Source organism: Sphingomonas folli, from assembly GCF_019429525.1.
Taxonomy (GTDB): domain Bacteria; phylum Pseudomonadota; class Alphaproteobacteria; order Sphingomonadales; family Sphingomonadaceae; genus Sphingomonas; species Sphingomonas folii.
The window spans coordinates 184504-199108 of sequence record NZ_JAHXZL010000008.1 but is presented as its reverse complement, the minus strand read 5'-3'; the positions used below and the strand labels follow the sequence as shown (position 1 = coordinate 199108).

The window sequence follows — 14605 nt, the reverse complement described above, 5'->3', positions numbered from 1 at the left end:
TCTTTCTCGCTACCCAAAAGCGGACACTGGTTCATGCTGGCGCAGCGGGTCGCTTGCAGGCTCGTTCTCGAGCAGCTTTCGTCGCGCGTACATGGTCGGCGTGGCACCGACATGGCGCGAGAAGGCAACACTGAAGGTGCTGGCGGAGCTGTAGCCAACCTCCCGGGCGATCTCGGCGACGGCAAGCTTTCCCTCTTCAAGCGATCGCTTCGCGAGCACCATCCGCCAGTGCAGGAGATACTCCATCGGCGCCATGCCGACCGTGCGCCGGAAGCGCTCGAAAAAGGCCGAGCGCGACATCGCTGCAGTCTTGGCCAGCCCGGGCACGTCCCACGTGACGCTCGGTTGTTCATGGATGGCACGGATCGCCGCGAGACGGAGCGCTAACCAACGTATGTTAACAAAAAACCTTCGACTTAGGTCTAATACGAGCTGTAGCTGACCACCGCGCTGATCCGGTTCTCACCACCTCAAGAACCCACGATGGTCCATCCACGCGGCAGGGCACCACGACTGACGCCGAGAGTGGCCCATCGCTCACGAACTCGTGCGCTCCGTCTACGCACCTCGCTGCACTCTTACAGGCATGGTGCCAAAGCAGGCAGCGGAGATGCTCGATCCAAGCATCGACCCACTCTCTCCGTCAGCGAAAGCTCTGAGATCAGGCTCGGTGGACGCGGCGTTGTAGGAGCGTACGAGTCGCATCGGTGATAGCGTCGGCCTGTTTAGCCGTGCGCTCTGGCATTTGATCGGTGTTAAGATTCCGGTCGTAGGCCGTTCAAATAAGTCTCCTTACGACCATCGCGCACTGCGTCGCACAGAGCCATGACCATCTGCTGGTGGTTCTAGCGGCCCTAGTGTGCGGGGTTGGCGTGTACGCCACCTTTGGCCATCGCCCGCCACGCGGCACGCGCCGAGGGCGTTCCACGTCGGCGCTGGGCGCTGGTGAGTGTTGTGGCGGGCGGGTGCACCGCTTGGGCGACTCACTTCATCGTGCTGTTGGCCTTCAAGCCCGGCATCGACGCCGCCTTCGATCCGTCGCGCACCGCTGTGTCGCTTGCCTGCGCGATCGCAGGCATCGGCGCAGGTATCTTAGTGTCGATGAGTTCGCGACGCAGTTCACGCCAATTCGTCGCCGGCGTGGTCATCGGCGTGGGCATCGCAGGGCTGCACTACATCGGCCAGTCGGCCTACTTGGTGCGCGGCAGCGTCTCATGGAACCTGCCTCTGGTTCTGGCGTCGGTGCTGGTCGGTGTGCCCGTCATGGGCCTAGGCATGATGACGTTGTCTCACCGTCGTCGTCGTTTTCGTCGGGCGGCGCCGCCGCTGCTGCTGCTCTCCATCGCCATCCTACACTTCTGCGGCATGTCCGCCATGACGCTGCATGGCGACAGCGCCGTCGTCTTTCCTTCCAACGCCATGTCACCGTCGACCGTCACTCCGTGGGTTGCGGGCGTCTCCACGGCGCTGCTGACGCTCGCGGTCGTCGGCTGGCGTTTCGACTTGGCCGCGAAGGCGAGATGGCGCCAGGATCAACGGCGCCTCCGCGAGCTCGCCGACGTGGCTTTGCAAGGTCTGCTGATCTGCCGCGGCGACGAGGTCATCACCGCCAACCAGAGTATCGAACGACTGTCCGACTACAGCGCCAGCACGCTTGCCGGATTCTCGCTGAGTAAGTTACTCCCGGGCGTGGACTTCGAGAGCATGCCCGAGCGTGAGGAGCGTGAGGCTCAGCTCCTTACCGCAAGCGACGGTATGATCCCAGTTCGCGTGCTGCGCTCGCAGGTCGCGCTCGGGCACAAGGTGCAGACGGTGATCGCCGTCCGGGATCAGCGCGAGCGCCTGCGTACCGAGGCACGCATGCGGACGCTGGCGTTCAACGACGCTTTGACCGGCGTGGCCAATCGCACCCGCTTCTTAGATCTTCTCTCCATTCACGCTGCCTCCCGCCGGTCGAGCGATCAATCCTTCGCCGTGTTGATGATCGACCTTGATCGTTTCAAGCCGATCAACGACTCGATGGGGCATGCGGCGGGAGACACGATCCTGCGGATGGTAGCGGAGCGACTGCAGTCCACGCTGCGCGATGGCGACGTGCTGGCGCGACTTGGCGGTGATGAGTTTGCGATCCTCCAGGTCTCCGCGGATCACCTCGACTCGGTCGCCGTCCTGGCTAAAAGGTTGGTGCAGACGATCGGTGAACGGCCATTCACCTACCTCGGTCAGGCACTACACCTCGGCGCAAGCGTCGGCTTCGCTTGAGCACCGCACGACGGCGATGATCCCGCCGAATTGTTACGCAATGCCGATCTGGCCCTCTACGCCGCAAAGGCAGAGGGCCGCGCGACCTCGCGGCGTTACGATCCCCGGCTTGACGAGGAGACCCAGGAGCGTCGTCGCCTGGAGATCGGCCTGCGTCACGCGATCGACGGCGGCGAGCTTGAGCTGCACTATCAGCCTTTGATGAACGCTAAGAATGGCGAGATCACTGGTGCAGAGGCGTTGGTGCGGTGGAACCATCCGGAACGAGGTTTGATACCGCCGATCGACTTCATCGGCCTGGCCGAAGAAACGGGCCTTATTCTCCCGCTCGGCGACTGGGTCCTAAGGACGGCCTGTGCGCAAGCGGCAACCTGGCCGGCGCACATCACCGTCGCGGTCAATCTATCACCAGCGCAGTTCCGCGATCCGACGTTGGCATCCGTGGTAATGTCCGCGCTCAGCTCATCCGGCTTAGCGCCGAATCGGCTGGAATTGGAGATCACCGAGGGCGTACTGCTCAACGACGAAGCGCGTACGCTAGCAACACTGGCTTGCCTGAAGGAAGCCGGCGTGCGGATCTCGATGGACGATTTCGGCACTGGCTATTCGTCGCTCAGCTACCTTCGCAAATTCCCATTCGACAAAATCAAGATCGATCAGTCGTTTGTGCGTCAGATCCCGGAAGACTCGGAGAGTGCGGCTATTATCCGCGCCATCATCACGATGAGCTCCTGCCTCGGCATAGCCACCACCGTGGAGGGCGTTGAGACAGGCGAGCAGCTTGCCTTCTCCGTGGCGGAAGGATGTGACACGATCCAAGGATACCACATCAGTCGGCCCCTCAACGAAGCAGCGTTCCAGCGCGTGTTGGAGGTGACACAGCCGATCATGCCGACCACCGTCCGTAGGTATAACCATGAACTCAAAGATGCGCTTCCTGCCGCTTAGAGGATTCCTCGGTCAGCTTCGCATAGATGACCCAGCCTTGAGCCGCATCTACACACCGCGGAGGTGGGCAACACGAACGAATATTTTCTAGAACTCGGCGAAAGCTCGACCGATCATGGAGCTCTTGATGCTTGCCCCGCCTTGTCAGGCGTTTGTGAGCGATCGGTCGCGTGTGCTCCGATGCTCGTCAAGGCAATCTGCAAGGGCTGACTTGGGCCTTCAGAACCGACGCGTTCGTGGCTGTCAACGGGCGACCACCTCGCATCTGCCTTACAGCCTGTAGCCTGATCTTAATCAATGATGCGCATTGCCTGACTGATGCAGGCGGGTGGATCCATGTTGGGCAGTGTACGTGATCACGCGTCTTTCAACAGCTATCGGCGCCATTTCCTCTACCCGCTATGCGGGTGCTGTCAGTCTAACGCGAACTCGTCTCTACACGATGCACCTCGCCCTTCGTCTGCATCGACTCAGCTGGCGAGCGCCTGCCACTGAGCCAGCGCCGCGGAGCGGCGCTGCTTGTAGGTCTGCCTGTCGACGAGGTGGCGTTCGTGGTTGAAGTGGTTGTGGACGTTGGCGTGGACTGAGGCGAACTTCTGTAAGGTGCGCATCTGCCGGAACCGCAGCATCGCCCGCTCTCGTCGCCTGAACGGCAGGTGCGAGTTCTCGACCCGGTTATTGGCCCAGCGACCAACCTCCTGCTTCTCGCGGCGCCGAGCTCAGACAGAGCAGCGCCGTAGGAGCGCAGACCGTCGGTGGTGATCGCCTCGGGCGAGCCGTGGCGCTTGAGCGCCCTCTTCATGAACGCGAGCGCTGCCTTCTTGTCACGGGCCTTGGTGACGTAGCTCTCGAGGATCTCACCCTCGTGATCGACGGCCCGCCACAAGTAGACCATCTCGCCATTCAGCTTCACGTACATTTCGTCCAGATGCCAGCGCCAGTGGCGGAAGCCTCGCATGCGGCTCACCCGCTGACGCCGCACCTCGCCCGCGAACAGCGGACCAAACCTGTTCCACCACAGCCTGACCGTCTCATGGCATAGGTCGATCCCGCGCTCAAACAGCAGGTCCTCCACGTTCCGCAGCGACAGCGGGAAGCGCACGTACATCAGCACCACCAACCGGATCACCTCAGGCGACGAGTTGAAGTAGCGGAACGGCGAGGCTGGCTTGCGCGGGCGGGGCATGCCCCTCCCCTACCGCGGCGAGCGCCGGAAGTGCATTAGCTTTGACAGAGCCCTCCATTACCGAGTGTACTCGCAATCATCCTGCCCGCCAGCCTCAGCGCGTCGCGGCGACCGCCGGGCCGTAGAGGATGCCATTGAACAGCAGCTTGAACGTGGCGTAGGGCTGCGCGCGCTGGGTCACCTCCGGGCCCATCGCGAACAATTTGCCGCGCCCGAGGTCGACGTCGGCGACCGCCACGGTGCCGCGCAGCCGCTCCTGCCCGACCGCCCAGCCGCTCCGCAGCGGCTGCGCCGCGTCGAACCAGGCGATCCGGGTGGCGCCCGCTGCCGGGACGAAGGGCTGGCTCTCGTCGAAGAACATATCGACCTGCGGCGTCATGCCGTAAGCGAGCGGCTGGCGCGGATCGACGCTGGCGCGCACCAGCGCACCGGGGATGTAGAAGTCCTTCTTGTCGAGCGCCGCGGCGCTGCCGTCGGGCTTGCGGGTGACCAGCGCCGGCTGAATCGCCGGGCTCAGCATCGTCGCCAGCGCGTTGGCGCTGCCTACGGTGATGACGGTGCCGCCCGCGCGCGCGACGGCGTCGATAGCGGGCTTGGTCTTCTCAGCCGAGACCTCGCCGAGCCAGCCGCGATAGGCCTCGGGGATCGCCTCGGGCTTGGGCAGATCGAAGCGATAGCCGCCGGGATAGGCGCCACCGCGCGTTACTGGGACGGTGCCGTCGGCGAACAGCAGCACGTCGAAGCGCTGCTTCAGGTCACCGGCGTCGAGCTGACCCGGGTACACCACTTCGAACGGAAACTCATATTGCTCGAGCAGCCAGCGGGTCCAACCCGCCGGCATGATCCCGCCGTAGCGATCGACGAGCCCGACGCGCACCGGCTTGAGTTCCACGCCCGTGCCCGCCGGCGCCTTGCCGATCGCAAAGGCGTCCACCCCCAGCGGCGCGGCCGCGGTGATGATCGCGCGTGCCTGCGGCGAGGCCGAGACGAACAGCGCGCCCGCGGCCAGCGTCTGGCCAGCGACGCGCTGCTCGCCGGCGAGCCAGCGCACCGGCACCCCCGCCTTGAGCAGGCGGTTGGTCAGTATGAACCCGTTGTTGCTCTCGTGGCCGATCAGCCATCCCGCCGCGCCGCCGCCGATCACGCGCCCGGGCGGCGGCGCGAGCTGCTCCGCGGTGACGCGCGTGAGCGCGCCGGGCACCCCGTCCAGCACGCGATCGAAGGCGACGCCCATCTGATAGGCCAAGGTATAGCCGGTGATGTCGTACGGCGCCTTGGGCGGGCCGCCGGGATATTCCGCGTCATGCGGATGGTCCTGCGACTCGAACATGTCGAGCACGTGCGGCCGGTACGCCTGCCCGGTGCGAACGACATAGGCGCCGGCGGGGTAGCTTTTGCCCCCCGCGGTGAAGGGCTGCGCCGCGCGCTCGACGTCGACGCCGTTCTTTAGCAGCGTGTTGAGGAAGGTGATCGTGGTCGGCAGGTCGCGCTGCTGCTCGGGCACCAGCACATAGGCGCGCGGGTCGCGCGCGGCGGGGTCGTGCAGCATGCTGCCGTACAGCGGCGCGGCGACCATCCCCTCGCGCGCGCGGCTGTTGTAGCCGACATAGCCCTCGTCCGCCTTGGCGGTCTTGTCCGCCTCCTTGAGCGCGTCGACGCGCTTGGGCGTGATCGTCCAGCTGTCGCGCTCGCCGCGGCGGATCGCCGCGTCGCCCATGCGCCAGATGTTCATGAGTAGCCGCTCGCGGTTGCGCGCGGCATAGTCGATCACCGCGCGGTCGAGCGACCATTGATATTCGAGGCTGTCGCGCAGGTGCCATTCCTGCGGCGCGATCGGCAGCGTCTCGTCGTTGCGCGCCAGCTGCGTGTCGGCGAGTAGCGGGATCTTCTCCGGCGTCGGCCCGCCGATGATCTCGGTGAGCAAGCCGATCGAGTTGTGGAAATAGGCGATCGAGCGGACCATGCCGTTGTGCCAGGTGGAATATGGCGCGGCCGAGCGCGCGCCGGAACCGCCCTTGTTCTCCGCCACCAGCCGGCTGTGCATCGCCGCGCCGACCTCCTGCAGCTCGTTCATCACCAGCGGCGCGTAATTGTAGTTGAAGGGGTCGCGGAACGGCGGGACGAACACCACCATCCCCGCCGGACCGGTCTGGTGCTGGTTGAAGATGATCTGCGGAAACCACTCGCGGAAGAAGACGCGGTTGAGCGCGGTCGTTTCCGGCATCTGCGACATGAAGCTGTCGCGGTTGTTATCGTGCCCGACATACTTCTGATACAGGCGCGGGATGGTGCGGAACTCGCGCTGCTTGGGGTCCTTGTTGCGCATGTACCAGTCGGCGACGAGCTGGAGCCCGTCCGGATTGTCTTGGCCGAATAGCACGATCGTGTCGTCGAGCGTGCGGCGCGTCTCGGCATCGTCGCCGCTCAGCAGGCGATACAGCACGTGGATCTGGCTCTGCGTCGTCACCGTCTCGGTGGCGTGGAGCCCGGCGTCGATCCAGACGATCGCACGCCCCTCCTGCGCCAGCGCGGTGGCCTGCTGCTCGTCCAGCCCCTCGGCCTTGGCGAGGCGGCGCGCGATCTCCCTGTAGCGGTCGAGCTTGGCGAGGTTCTGCGGGGACGACACCACCGCCATCCACATCGTCCGGCCCTCCGCCGAGCGGCCGATGTCGATCAGCTTGATGCGGTCGGAGCGCGCCGTCAGCGCCTTGAGTTAACGCTCATAGGCGTCGTAGTCGGCGAGATAATAGTCGCTGCCCGGCTCGGTCGGGAACGCCTCGGCGGGTGATGGCAGCGGGCCTACCTTGGGGGAGATCGGCTCGGCCAACGCGCTCGCGGTGGTGATCAACGCGGCGGCGCCGCACAGCATGGCCGATCTCATCTCGTTCCCCTCATTGTCCCGTCGATCCGCATGTCAGACGCAGCCGATGTCGCGCACCACACCCGCGCCGCCGAAAAAAGCTCGTTTCAGCCCGGCACTAGGTCAAAGGCGACGGTCAGACGGGGCCGCTCGCCCCCGAACGGCTCGGTGCCGTGCCACAGGTAGGAGGGGACCAGCACCAGCATGCCCGGCGCGGGCGCGATATGGCGCGACGGCGCGAGCGGCGGTCGCGTCGGCACCCCCGGCCGACCGAGCGAGAGCCAACCCTCCGGCACCGGTCGCGCCGCCTCGGGCAGCGAGACGTAGAACGCGGAGGAGATCCAGCCGGCGGGATGGACGTGATCCTCGTGGTACCCGCCCGGACGGAGCCGGACCGACCAAGCACCGGCGAAGCAATAGCTGCCGGTCGCACGGCGCCGCACCGGGTCGCTGCCGGGCCCGAGCTGGTCTATATGGGCGCGGATCGGCGCGTGCAGGGCGGCGAACAGCGCGCGGATCACCGGTGCATCGCACCGGGTGAGGTCAACCTGGGTCTGCGAGCCGTGGCGCATTGACTGTTCCAGGGGATGGGTGCGCCAAGCGTGCAACGCCTCAAGCGCCATCGCCAGCTCTCTCAGGAAGGCCGGCAGGTCGGGCCAACCCGCCGGCGCGGTTATGAGCGCGGTTGAGACGAGCGCGGGATCGTCGCACAGCGCCGCGTGGCGCTGGTCGCCGGCGAGCCGCCAAGCCGTTGCGAGCAGCGCTATCGCACCCTGATCGTCGGGCGCGGCGGCGACGATCCGCTCAGCAAGCGTGACGCCCTCTTCAATGCGCTCCGCATGGAGCAGCGCTTCGACCGCGGCGCGCGCCGTCGCGACGCTGCCCGGGGCCGCGCGCAATGCCGAAGTGGCGTGACGGAGCTGCTCCTCGGGCCGTCTTCGCCGCCAGCGCCGCAGCGGCGAGCAGGAGCGCGATCTCGCCCGGCGCGCGCCGCAGTGCCTCGTCGAGAACTATAGCGGCCGCGTCGGCATGCCCGCCCGCTTGGAGCACAGTGGAGCGGACGAGCGCGAGTTCGAGCGACGCAGGCGCGCCCGCCAGTTCCGCCATCGCATGGCTCAGGTCCGCTGTGCGCATCCAGCGCAACTGCGCCAGATCGCGGTGTGCTGTGGCGTAGTCGGCTCGAGCCGCAATGGCTGCGACATAGCCCTGCTCTGCTGCGTCCAGCGCTCCCAACGCCTGCAACGCCCGAGCACGAACGAGCTGTGTCTCGGGCGCCCGGCCGCCCTTCGCCAAAGCACGCTCGCTCGCTCGCAGGGCGCCGGCGGCATCCCCCATGTCGCCGAGAACGGACGCGAGGTTGTGCTCCGCGACGGGGCTCTCTGGCCGAGCGCGCACCGCCTCCCGGCAGCGATTCAGTGCAGTCGCCAAGTCGCCCGACGCCCGAGCCGCGCTCACGGCACGTAACTTCCCGATCACAGTGGCTTTCTCCTAGCGATGTGGCGTTGCCAGAATGGCGAAGCATCGCTTCGGTGAACAGACGGAAGCAGAAGACTTATGACACGTAGTGAAATGTCTGACGACAGGAGCACACGCTCGGGTCCATGACGACGGACCGACCGGCCCCTGCATCAGGGTCGATCAGTGATGATTGACCTCCCTTGATGGCGCCTATGCTGCAGAAGAAGCCGCTACCCCATGCATGATGCCACATCGGGATCGGCCGTCGGCGTCCTAGCCGGCGTCGTCGCGCATCAAAGCAGAGGATTGCTGCAACGGAGCGATGGTCAGCTCGTCGACCCAATACCGGTCACTCAGGGCCACCTGCCGTCCTCCCCACTTCGAACGCTTGTTCATCTCGCCAATCCGGCCTCCTGGACGTGCGCGCCGCTGTCCGGCTGGCCTGATTGGCAGGAAAGCGGAATGGCCGCTCTCGGAACGCGGTCGCTTTTCATGGACGCTTGTTCAGACAGTTGGGTGGTGCTTAGCGCTAGCGCCGGGTCATGATCGATGGGTTCTGTCATCGGCTTCGCCTTGCAAGCCAGAGCGCGACTTGCCGCACGTAGAGCGGTGACGATCTCCGTTTAGATGCTCAATCTGCCACGCCTGTTTGCGCCAACGGCGACCGCCGATCGATCTCGGACATGGCGTAACCCAACGTCGGCGCGACCCGCCGGACGAGCGGGGCCCATTCCTGGCGGCGAGCAACATAGGCTTCGGCGGCGTCCGGACGGACTGCGATGCCCGCGCGCTCAAGGATCCGCGTCGCCGCCAGATAGCTGCCAAGACGCGAGACGGCCCCGACGGGGGCGTCGGTACGATCGTCGGCAGTGGGATAATGAGCGCCGAGCGTCTCCAGCAGCATCCACGCCCCCCTGCGGATCGCGGCGACAGACGCGCAGGTCGCAAGGCCGCCATAGCGCTGCGGGTCGAGCGCGGTTTCGATCAGCGTGGTCGCGTCGAGCAGGACGAAGCTGAAGCGCGACACCGCGTAGCGCGGCTCCTCGAAGCGAAAATAGAACAGCAGAGGGTAGAAATGATGCGCCTCCTTGGTCGCGGCGAGCGAGCCGACCAAGTTTCCCAATGCGCTCTTCAGGTCCGAAGGATCGCCTCGAGGCATGAGGCGCGCGAGCATGACCGCGGCGTCGCCGGTGCCGTCGGTCATCAGGTCGACCGCCAGTGCCAGCGCGTTGCGCTCGCGCAGGCCCGAATAGATCTGAACGATATAACTCAGCACCAGCGACAGCACCGAGGTGCCGATCAGGGAGTTTGCGAGGAAAAGCAGGCGCGTGCCGGTCGTGTACGGCGAATAGTCACCGCCGCCGACGATCGACAGGCTGTTGCCCGCGACCATAAGCGCAGTCACGAAGTCGGTCCGTGCTTCGCCGCTCGAAGGGCGAATTGCCGTGCCGAGTTCGGGCTGGATGACCAGCGCAGCACCCAGCGTGAAGCCGGTCGACCAGAAACCGATCAGCGACACCACGATAAGCGGACCGGCAAGCGACAGCACTGTGCCGCGACGTCCGCCCGCCAGGCCGGCGACGGCGCGGAGCAGCGTCCAAGCCGCCCGGTTCCAGCGAGGCGCGAGAAGGCCGGTGCCCGCTCGCGCATAGAGCACGGTCAGGAAGACATCGGCCAGGAACAGCAGGGTCAGCGCAATCCCGAGCGCTTGTTCTAGCCCCATCACCTAGCCCCGCCTCCGCTGCCGTTTCACGGTGCGAACACCGCCCGGAGACAGCCATCCTCCTTGTGCTTGAACATGCGATACCCCGCCGGGCTGTCCTCCAGTGAAAAGCGATGGGTAGCGAGCGCCGCCGGCGTCAGTTCGCCGCGCAAGGCGTGGTCGAGAAGGCGCGGGACATAGGCCTGACCGTGCTGCTGCGCTGTCCGCACGGTCACGCCCTTGTTCATCAACAGGCCGAGCGGAAACTTGTCCAGCACCCCATAGACGCCGAGGATCGACAGCGTGCCGCCCTTACGGACCGCGAGCATCGCCTGACGCAGCGCAGCGCCGCGATCGGTTTCAATGTACAGCGCCTGCTTGATTCGGTCGTAGGCATGCTGCGTGCCCGTGCCGTCCGCCTCCATGCCGACGGCATCGATGCACGCGTCCGGGCCTCGTCCGCCCGTCAGTTCCCTCAGCGCCTCGACCACGTCGACCTTGGTGAAGTCGAGCGGGGTAGCGCCGAACGCCTCCGCCTGCGCCAGCCGTTCCGGGTACTGGTTGATCGCGATCACGCGCTCGGCGCCGAGGATCATCGCGCTCTGCTGCGCCATCAGGCCCACCCCACCGCAGCCCCAGACCGCGATCACGTCGCCGCGCTGGATGTTGCAGAAGTCCGCGCCCATGAAGCCGGTCGGCGCGGCGTCCGAGATGAACAGCGCGTCCTCGTCGGGGAGTCCGTCGGGCACGACGAAGCAGTCGGTGTCGGCGAACGGCACCCGGACATATTCGGCGTGCGATCCGGCATAGCCGCCGAAGGCGTGCGAATAGGCATAGATGCCAGCGGTCGGATAGCCGAGCAGCGGTTCCTGCAGCTCGGGTTTGGGGTGGCTGGTATCGCAGAGCGAGTAGAGGTCGTGCGCGCAATACCAGCATTTTCCGCACGCGATGAAGGACGGGACCACGACCCGGTCGCCGCGCTTCACCTTGGTGACGTCGCGCCCGACGTCGACGATCTCGCCCATGAACTCGTGACCCAGCACATCGCCCTCGCGCATCGTTGGAATCAGCCCGTCGATGAGGTGCAGGTCGGAGCCGCAGGTGGTGGTAAGGCGGACCTTGAGGATCACGTCCTGGGGATTGAGGATCTCGGGGTCGGCGACGGTCTCAACGCGAAGATCGTTGACGCCATTCCAGCAAAGTGCGCGCATCGGCCCGGCTCCTAGCGGTCGGCCCCGCCCTGGCGGGCGGCAGGCTGTGGATCGGTGGTGGGGATCTCGCCGGTCAGCGCGAGGGCGCGAAACTGGTAGAGCGCCTTCCGCACGATCTCGCCGGGCACGATGTGAAACAGCTTGCTCGCCGCCTTGCCGATGATCCCGCCGGGCGGATCGAACCGCACATCGAGATGAAGCTCGGTGCCGCGATCGCCCGGCGCCGGGCGCAACGCCAGCGCGCCGGTGTTCGGCACGTCGGCGCCGTCCAGCGAGGCCCAGCGGATATCGTCCGGGCTGGTGGCCATGATCTTCGTGCGCCAGCGATACTGCCCGCCTGCCGGGCCGCGAGCGATCCAGTCGGCGGTGCCGTCGTCGCGCGCGGTCACATCGGCGAAATGTGCCCATATGCGGGCCTGCGTCCGAGGATCGAGCCAGAGCGTGCGAAGATCGTCGGCCGGGCGGTCGATCGTGACCGCGGCATGCGCGGAGGCATCGAGCGCCGCCCCAGGCGGGTCTTGCCGAACTGCGGTGCTCATGCCGGTCTCCTCGATGGAACGAGACCGACCTAGGATCGGCTATGATTTGGCCAAATAGGTGAAAACCCTTAGGAACCTTACCCAACTACCTTATGGTAGCGATCTGGCGGGTCTCTGCCCGCGGGGGGCGGGCGGATGTCAAACGATCAATCCAGCGACGAGACCGGCCCGGGATTGTCCGCACGCGACCACGCCGAACGCGCGCTGCGCGACGAGCGCAAGCTGCTCGCGTCGGTGCTCCAAAACCTGCCGCTCGGGGTGGGAGTCTATGATCGCGACGGCAATCTGACCCACTTCAACCAGACCCTTCGCGACTATGCACGCATCGACCGTCTGCCTTCGCGCCAGCCGGCGGAGACGCGGCGCTGGCGGGGGTACGACGCTGATGGCCGGCTGATCGCGCCCAGCGACTATCCCGGTGCCCGCGCGCTGCGGGGCGAGCGCGTCATGCCGGGCATCGACTTCCTATACGGCAGCGACGACGGGCCGGAGCGCTGGTTGCGCGTCAGCGCGGTGCCTTTCCGCCGCGAAGGTGCCGATGGAGACGAAGCGATCGTCGTCGTGCAGGACATCGACGATCTGAAGCGCGCGTCCGAGCAGATCGAAGCGGTGGCCGCGAGATACGCCAGCCAGTCACGCTTCCTGGAAGCGACGCTGTCGTCGATCCCTGACTATGTCTACGCCTTCGATGCAGAGCGCCGCTTCGCCTATGCCAATCCCGTGATGCTCGCCCTGTTCGGGCTCACGGCAGAGGAAATGATCGGCCGCAACTTCGAGGATCTGGGCTATCCGCCCGAGCTGGCGAGGCACTTGAACGACGACATGGACCGCGTCTTCAAGGACGCCGTCATCGTGGAGGACGAGGTATATTTCGAAAGTACGACGGGCCACGCCGCGTATCTCTCCTATCTCTGGGGTCCGATCCGCGCCGAGGATGGTTCGGTCGAGCTCGTCGTGGGCGTGTCGCGTGACACCAGCGAGCGGCGATCGCTCGAAGAGACCTCGAAGCGCAGCGAAGCGCGTCTGCGTGCTGCCACCGATCTGGTCGGCCTCGGCATCTATTCATGGGATCCGGTGACAGGCGCGCTCGACTGGGACGAGCGCCTGCGCCGCATGTGGGGTCTCGCGCCCGACGATCCGGTCGACATGGCGGTGTACGAGAGAGGTATTCATCCGGACGATTTTGCGCTGGTTCGGGACGCCATCGCCGCTTGCGTCGATCCGGCGGGCGATGGTCGCTACGCGATCGAGTATCGCGTGATCGGGCAAAACGACGGCATCACCCGTCATATCGCGACGTCGGGTCGGACGGAGTTCCGGCATGATCGAGCGATCGGCTTCATCGGCGCTGCGATCGATGTTTCCGAGCAGCGCCGCAACGAAGCCGCCGTGCGGGCGAGCGATGCACAGTTCCGCAGCTTCGCCGAGAACAGCAGCAACCTGCTGTGGATCGCGGAGACGGCGTCGGGCGCGATCCTTTATCGGAGCGCCGCCTTCGAGCGCATCTTCGGCGTGTCGCTCGAACAGGCGCCGGGCGATCTGGAGGCCTGGATGGAGGGCGTGCACCCGGACGATCGGGCGGGGGTGCTGCGCGCTTTCGACAGCGTGAAGGGCGGAGAGGTCACGCAATATGAGTACCGGATCGTGCGCGCCCCCGACGACGGCGTGCGGTGGTTGCGCGACACCAGCTTCCCCATTCGAGACGACCATGGCGCGATCACGCGTATCGGCGGCATCGCCGAGGACCTGACCAAGGAGGACAGTCGGCAGGTCTACATCGTCAGCGTCATGGGCCCGACAGCGCGCGGTCTCGCGGGTCTGGTTCGTGCGATCGGCTATCATGCCCGCATTTTCGACAGCGCGGCCGTCTTTCTCGATATCGCGCCCGTGCTGTCAGCCGGGTGTGTCCTGGTCGATCTTCGCCAGCAAAGGGATGACGGTCTTTCGATCCCGCGTGAGCTGAAGGCACGCTCCATCGCCTTGCCGACGATCGCGCTGGATGATCGCACCGCCGGGGCCGAAGCCGCCGTCACCGCCATGAAAGCCGGAGCTGTCGATTTTATCCTGGCCAGTGATGAGCCTCTCCTGCAAGACAAGTTGGCCGTCGTTCTGGCGGAGTGCCAGGCCGCCATTCGACCCGCGACCCGCAACGAGGAAGCGAGTGCGCAGATCGGCCGGCTGACGGCGCGAGAGCGGGAGGTGCTGGTGGGCCTGGTCGACGGCGGCACCAACAAGGTCATCGCCCAGGGGCTCGGTATCAGCCCGCGCACCGTCGAACTGCATCGGGCCCAGGTCATGACCAAATTGGGCGCCGGCAGCCTGACCGAATTGGGCCAGATCGCGCTCGCCGCGGGGATCGCGCCGTCGGGCACCGCCGGAAAGGCGCGGAAGCCTACCTAGGGCTTATCCGGATGCCGCCTCCGCCGGCCATCGGGAAGG

12 protein-coding genes and 1 pseudogene are annotated in these 14605 nt (G+C 66.1%); 3 read left to right on the top strand and 10 right to left on the bottom strand.

What is annotated here, in order from left to right:
• Positions 1-9: 9 nt before the first annotated feature.
• On the bottom strand, positions 10-327 hold the full coding sequence (locus KZ813_RS13665) for a helix-turn-helix transcriptional regulator (RefSeq protein WP_308461895.1): 318 nt from the start codon (positions 325-327) through the stop codon (positions 10-12).
• Between the two features lie 666 nt (positions 328-993).
• On the opposite strand from KZ813_RS13665, the gene KZ813_RS13660 reads away from it, so the two are divergent.
• Together KZ813_RS13660 and KZ813_RS13655 are read left to right on the top strand one after the other, a co-directional pair.
• Positions 994-2262, top strand: a complete 1269-nt coding sequence (locus KZ813_RS13660; RefSeq protein WP_219755533.1) for a diguanylate cyclase domain-containing protein — start codon at positions 994-996, stop codon at positions 2260-2262.
• 30 nt (positions 2263-2292) lie between these two features.
• Entirely contained in the window at positions 2293-3210 is a 918-nt protein-coding gene (locus KZ813_RS13655; RefSeq protein WP_219755532.1) for a putative bifunctional diguanylate cyclase/phosphodiesterase, read from the top strand.
• A gap of 470 nt (positions 3211-3680) precedes the next feature.
• On the opposite strand, the pseudogene KZ813_RS13650 reads toward KZ813_RS13655, so the two are convergent.
• From KZ813_RS13650 to KZ813_RS13620, 9 genes and pseudogenes are all read right to left on the bottom strand, one after another.
• Positions 3681-4396, bottom strand: a pseudogene (locus KZ813_RS13650) (IS6 family transposase).
• 94 nt (positions 4397-4490) lie between these two features.
• Positions 4491-7100: a M14 family metallopeptidase gene (locus tag KZ813_RS13645; RefSeq protein WP_258046789.1), complete on the bottom strand. Its 2610-nt coding sequence runs from the start codon at positions 7098-7100 to the stop codon at positions 4491-4493.
• Between the two features lie 9 nt (positions 7101-7109).
• Entirely contained in the window at positions 7110-7277 is a 168-nt protein-coding gene (locus KZ813_RS20205) for a hypothetical protein (RefSeq protein ID WP_258046768.1), read from the bottom strand.
• Between the two features lie 86 nt (positions 7278-7363).
• Complete coding sequence (locus KZ813_RS13640; RefSeq protein WP_219755531.1) at positions 7364-8155, bottom strand: 2OG-Fe(II) oxygenase family protein; 792 nt, start codon at positions 8153-8155, stop codon at positions 7364-7366.
• Positions 8082-8684 (bottom strand): hypothetical protein, encoded by a 603-nt coding sequence (locus KZ813_RS13635; protein ID WP_219755530.1) that lies wholly within the window; start codon positions 8682-8684, stop codon positions 8082-8084. Before KZ813_RS13635 ends, KZ813_RS13640 begins: the two co-directional genes overlap by 74 nt.
• A 303-nt stretch (positions 8685-8987) precedes the next feature.
• On the bottom strand, positions 8988-9110 hold the full coding sequence (locus tag KZ813_RS20200; protein WP_258046767.1) for a hypothetical protein: 123 nt from the start codon (positions 9108-9110) through the stop codon (positions 8988-8990).
• Between the two features lie 235 nt (positions 9111-9345).
• Positions 9346-10440, bottom strand: a complete 1095-nt coding sequence (locus KZ813_RS13630; RefSeq protein ID WP_219755529.1) for a hypothetical protein — start codon at positions 10438-10440, stop codon at positions 9346-9348.
• Positions 10441-10463: 23 nt separating this feature from the next.
• The gene (locus KZ813_RS13625; RefSeq protein ID WP_219755528.1) at positions 10464-11627 is read right to left on the bottom strand and encodes a zinc-dependent alcohol dehydrogenase; all 1164 of its coding nucleotides are present in this window, start codon (positions 11625-11627) and stop codon (positions 10464-10466) included.
• 11 nt (positions 11628-11638) lie between these two features.
• Positions 11639-12166 carry an SRPBCC family protein gene (locus tag KZ813_RS13620; RefSeq protein WP_219755527.1) on the bottom strand — a complete coding sequence of 176 codons (528 nt, stop codon included), beginning with the start codon at positions 12164-12166 and terminating at the stop codon, positions 11639-11641.
• A gap of 135 nt (positions 12167-12301) precedes the next feature.
• On the opposite strand from KZ813_RS13620, the gene KZ813_RS13615 reads away from it, so the two are divergent.
• Positions 12302-14566 (top strand): PAS domain S-box protein, encoded by a 2265-nt coding sequence (locus KZ813_RS13615; RefSeq protein WP_219755526.1) that lies wholly within the window; start codon positions 12302-12304, stop codon positions 14564-14566.
• Positions 14567-14605 lie beyond the last annotated feature (39 nt).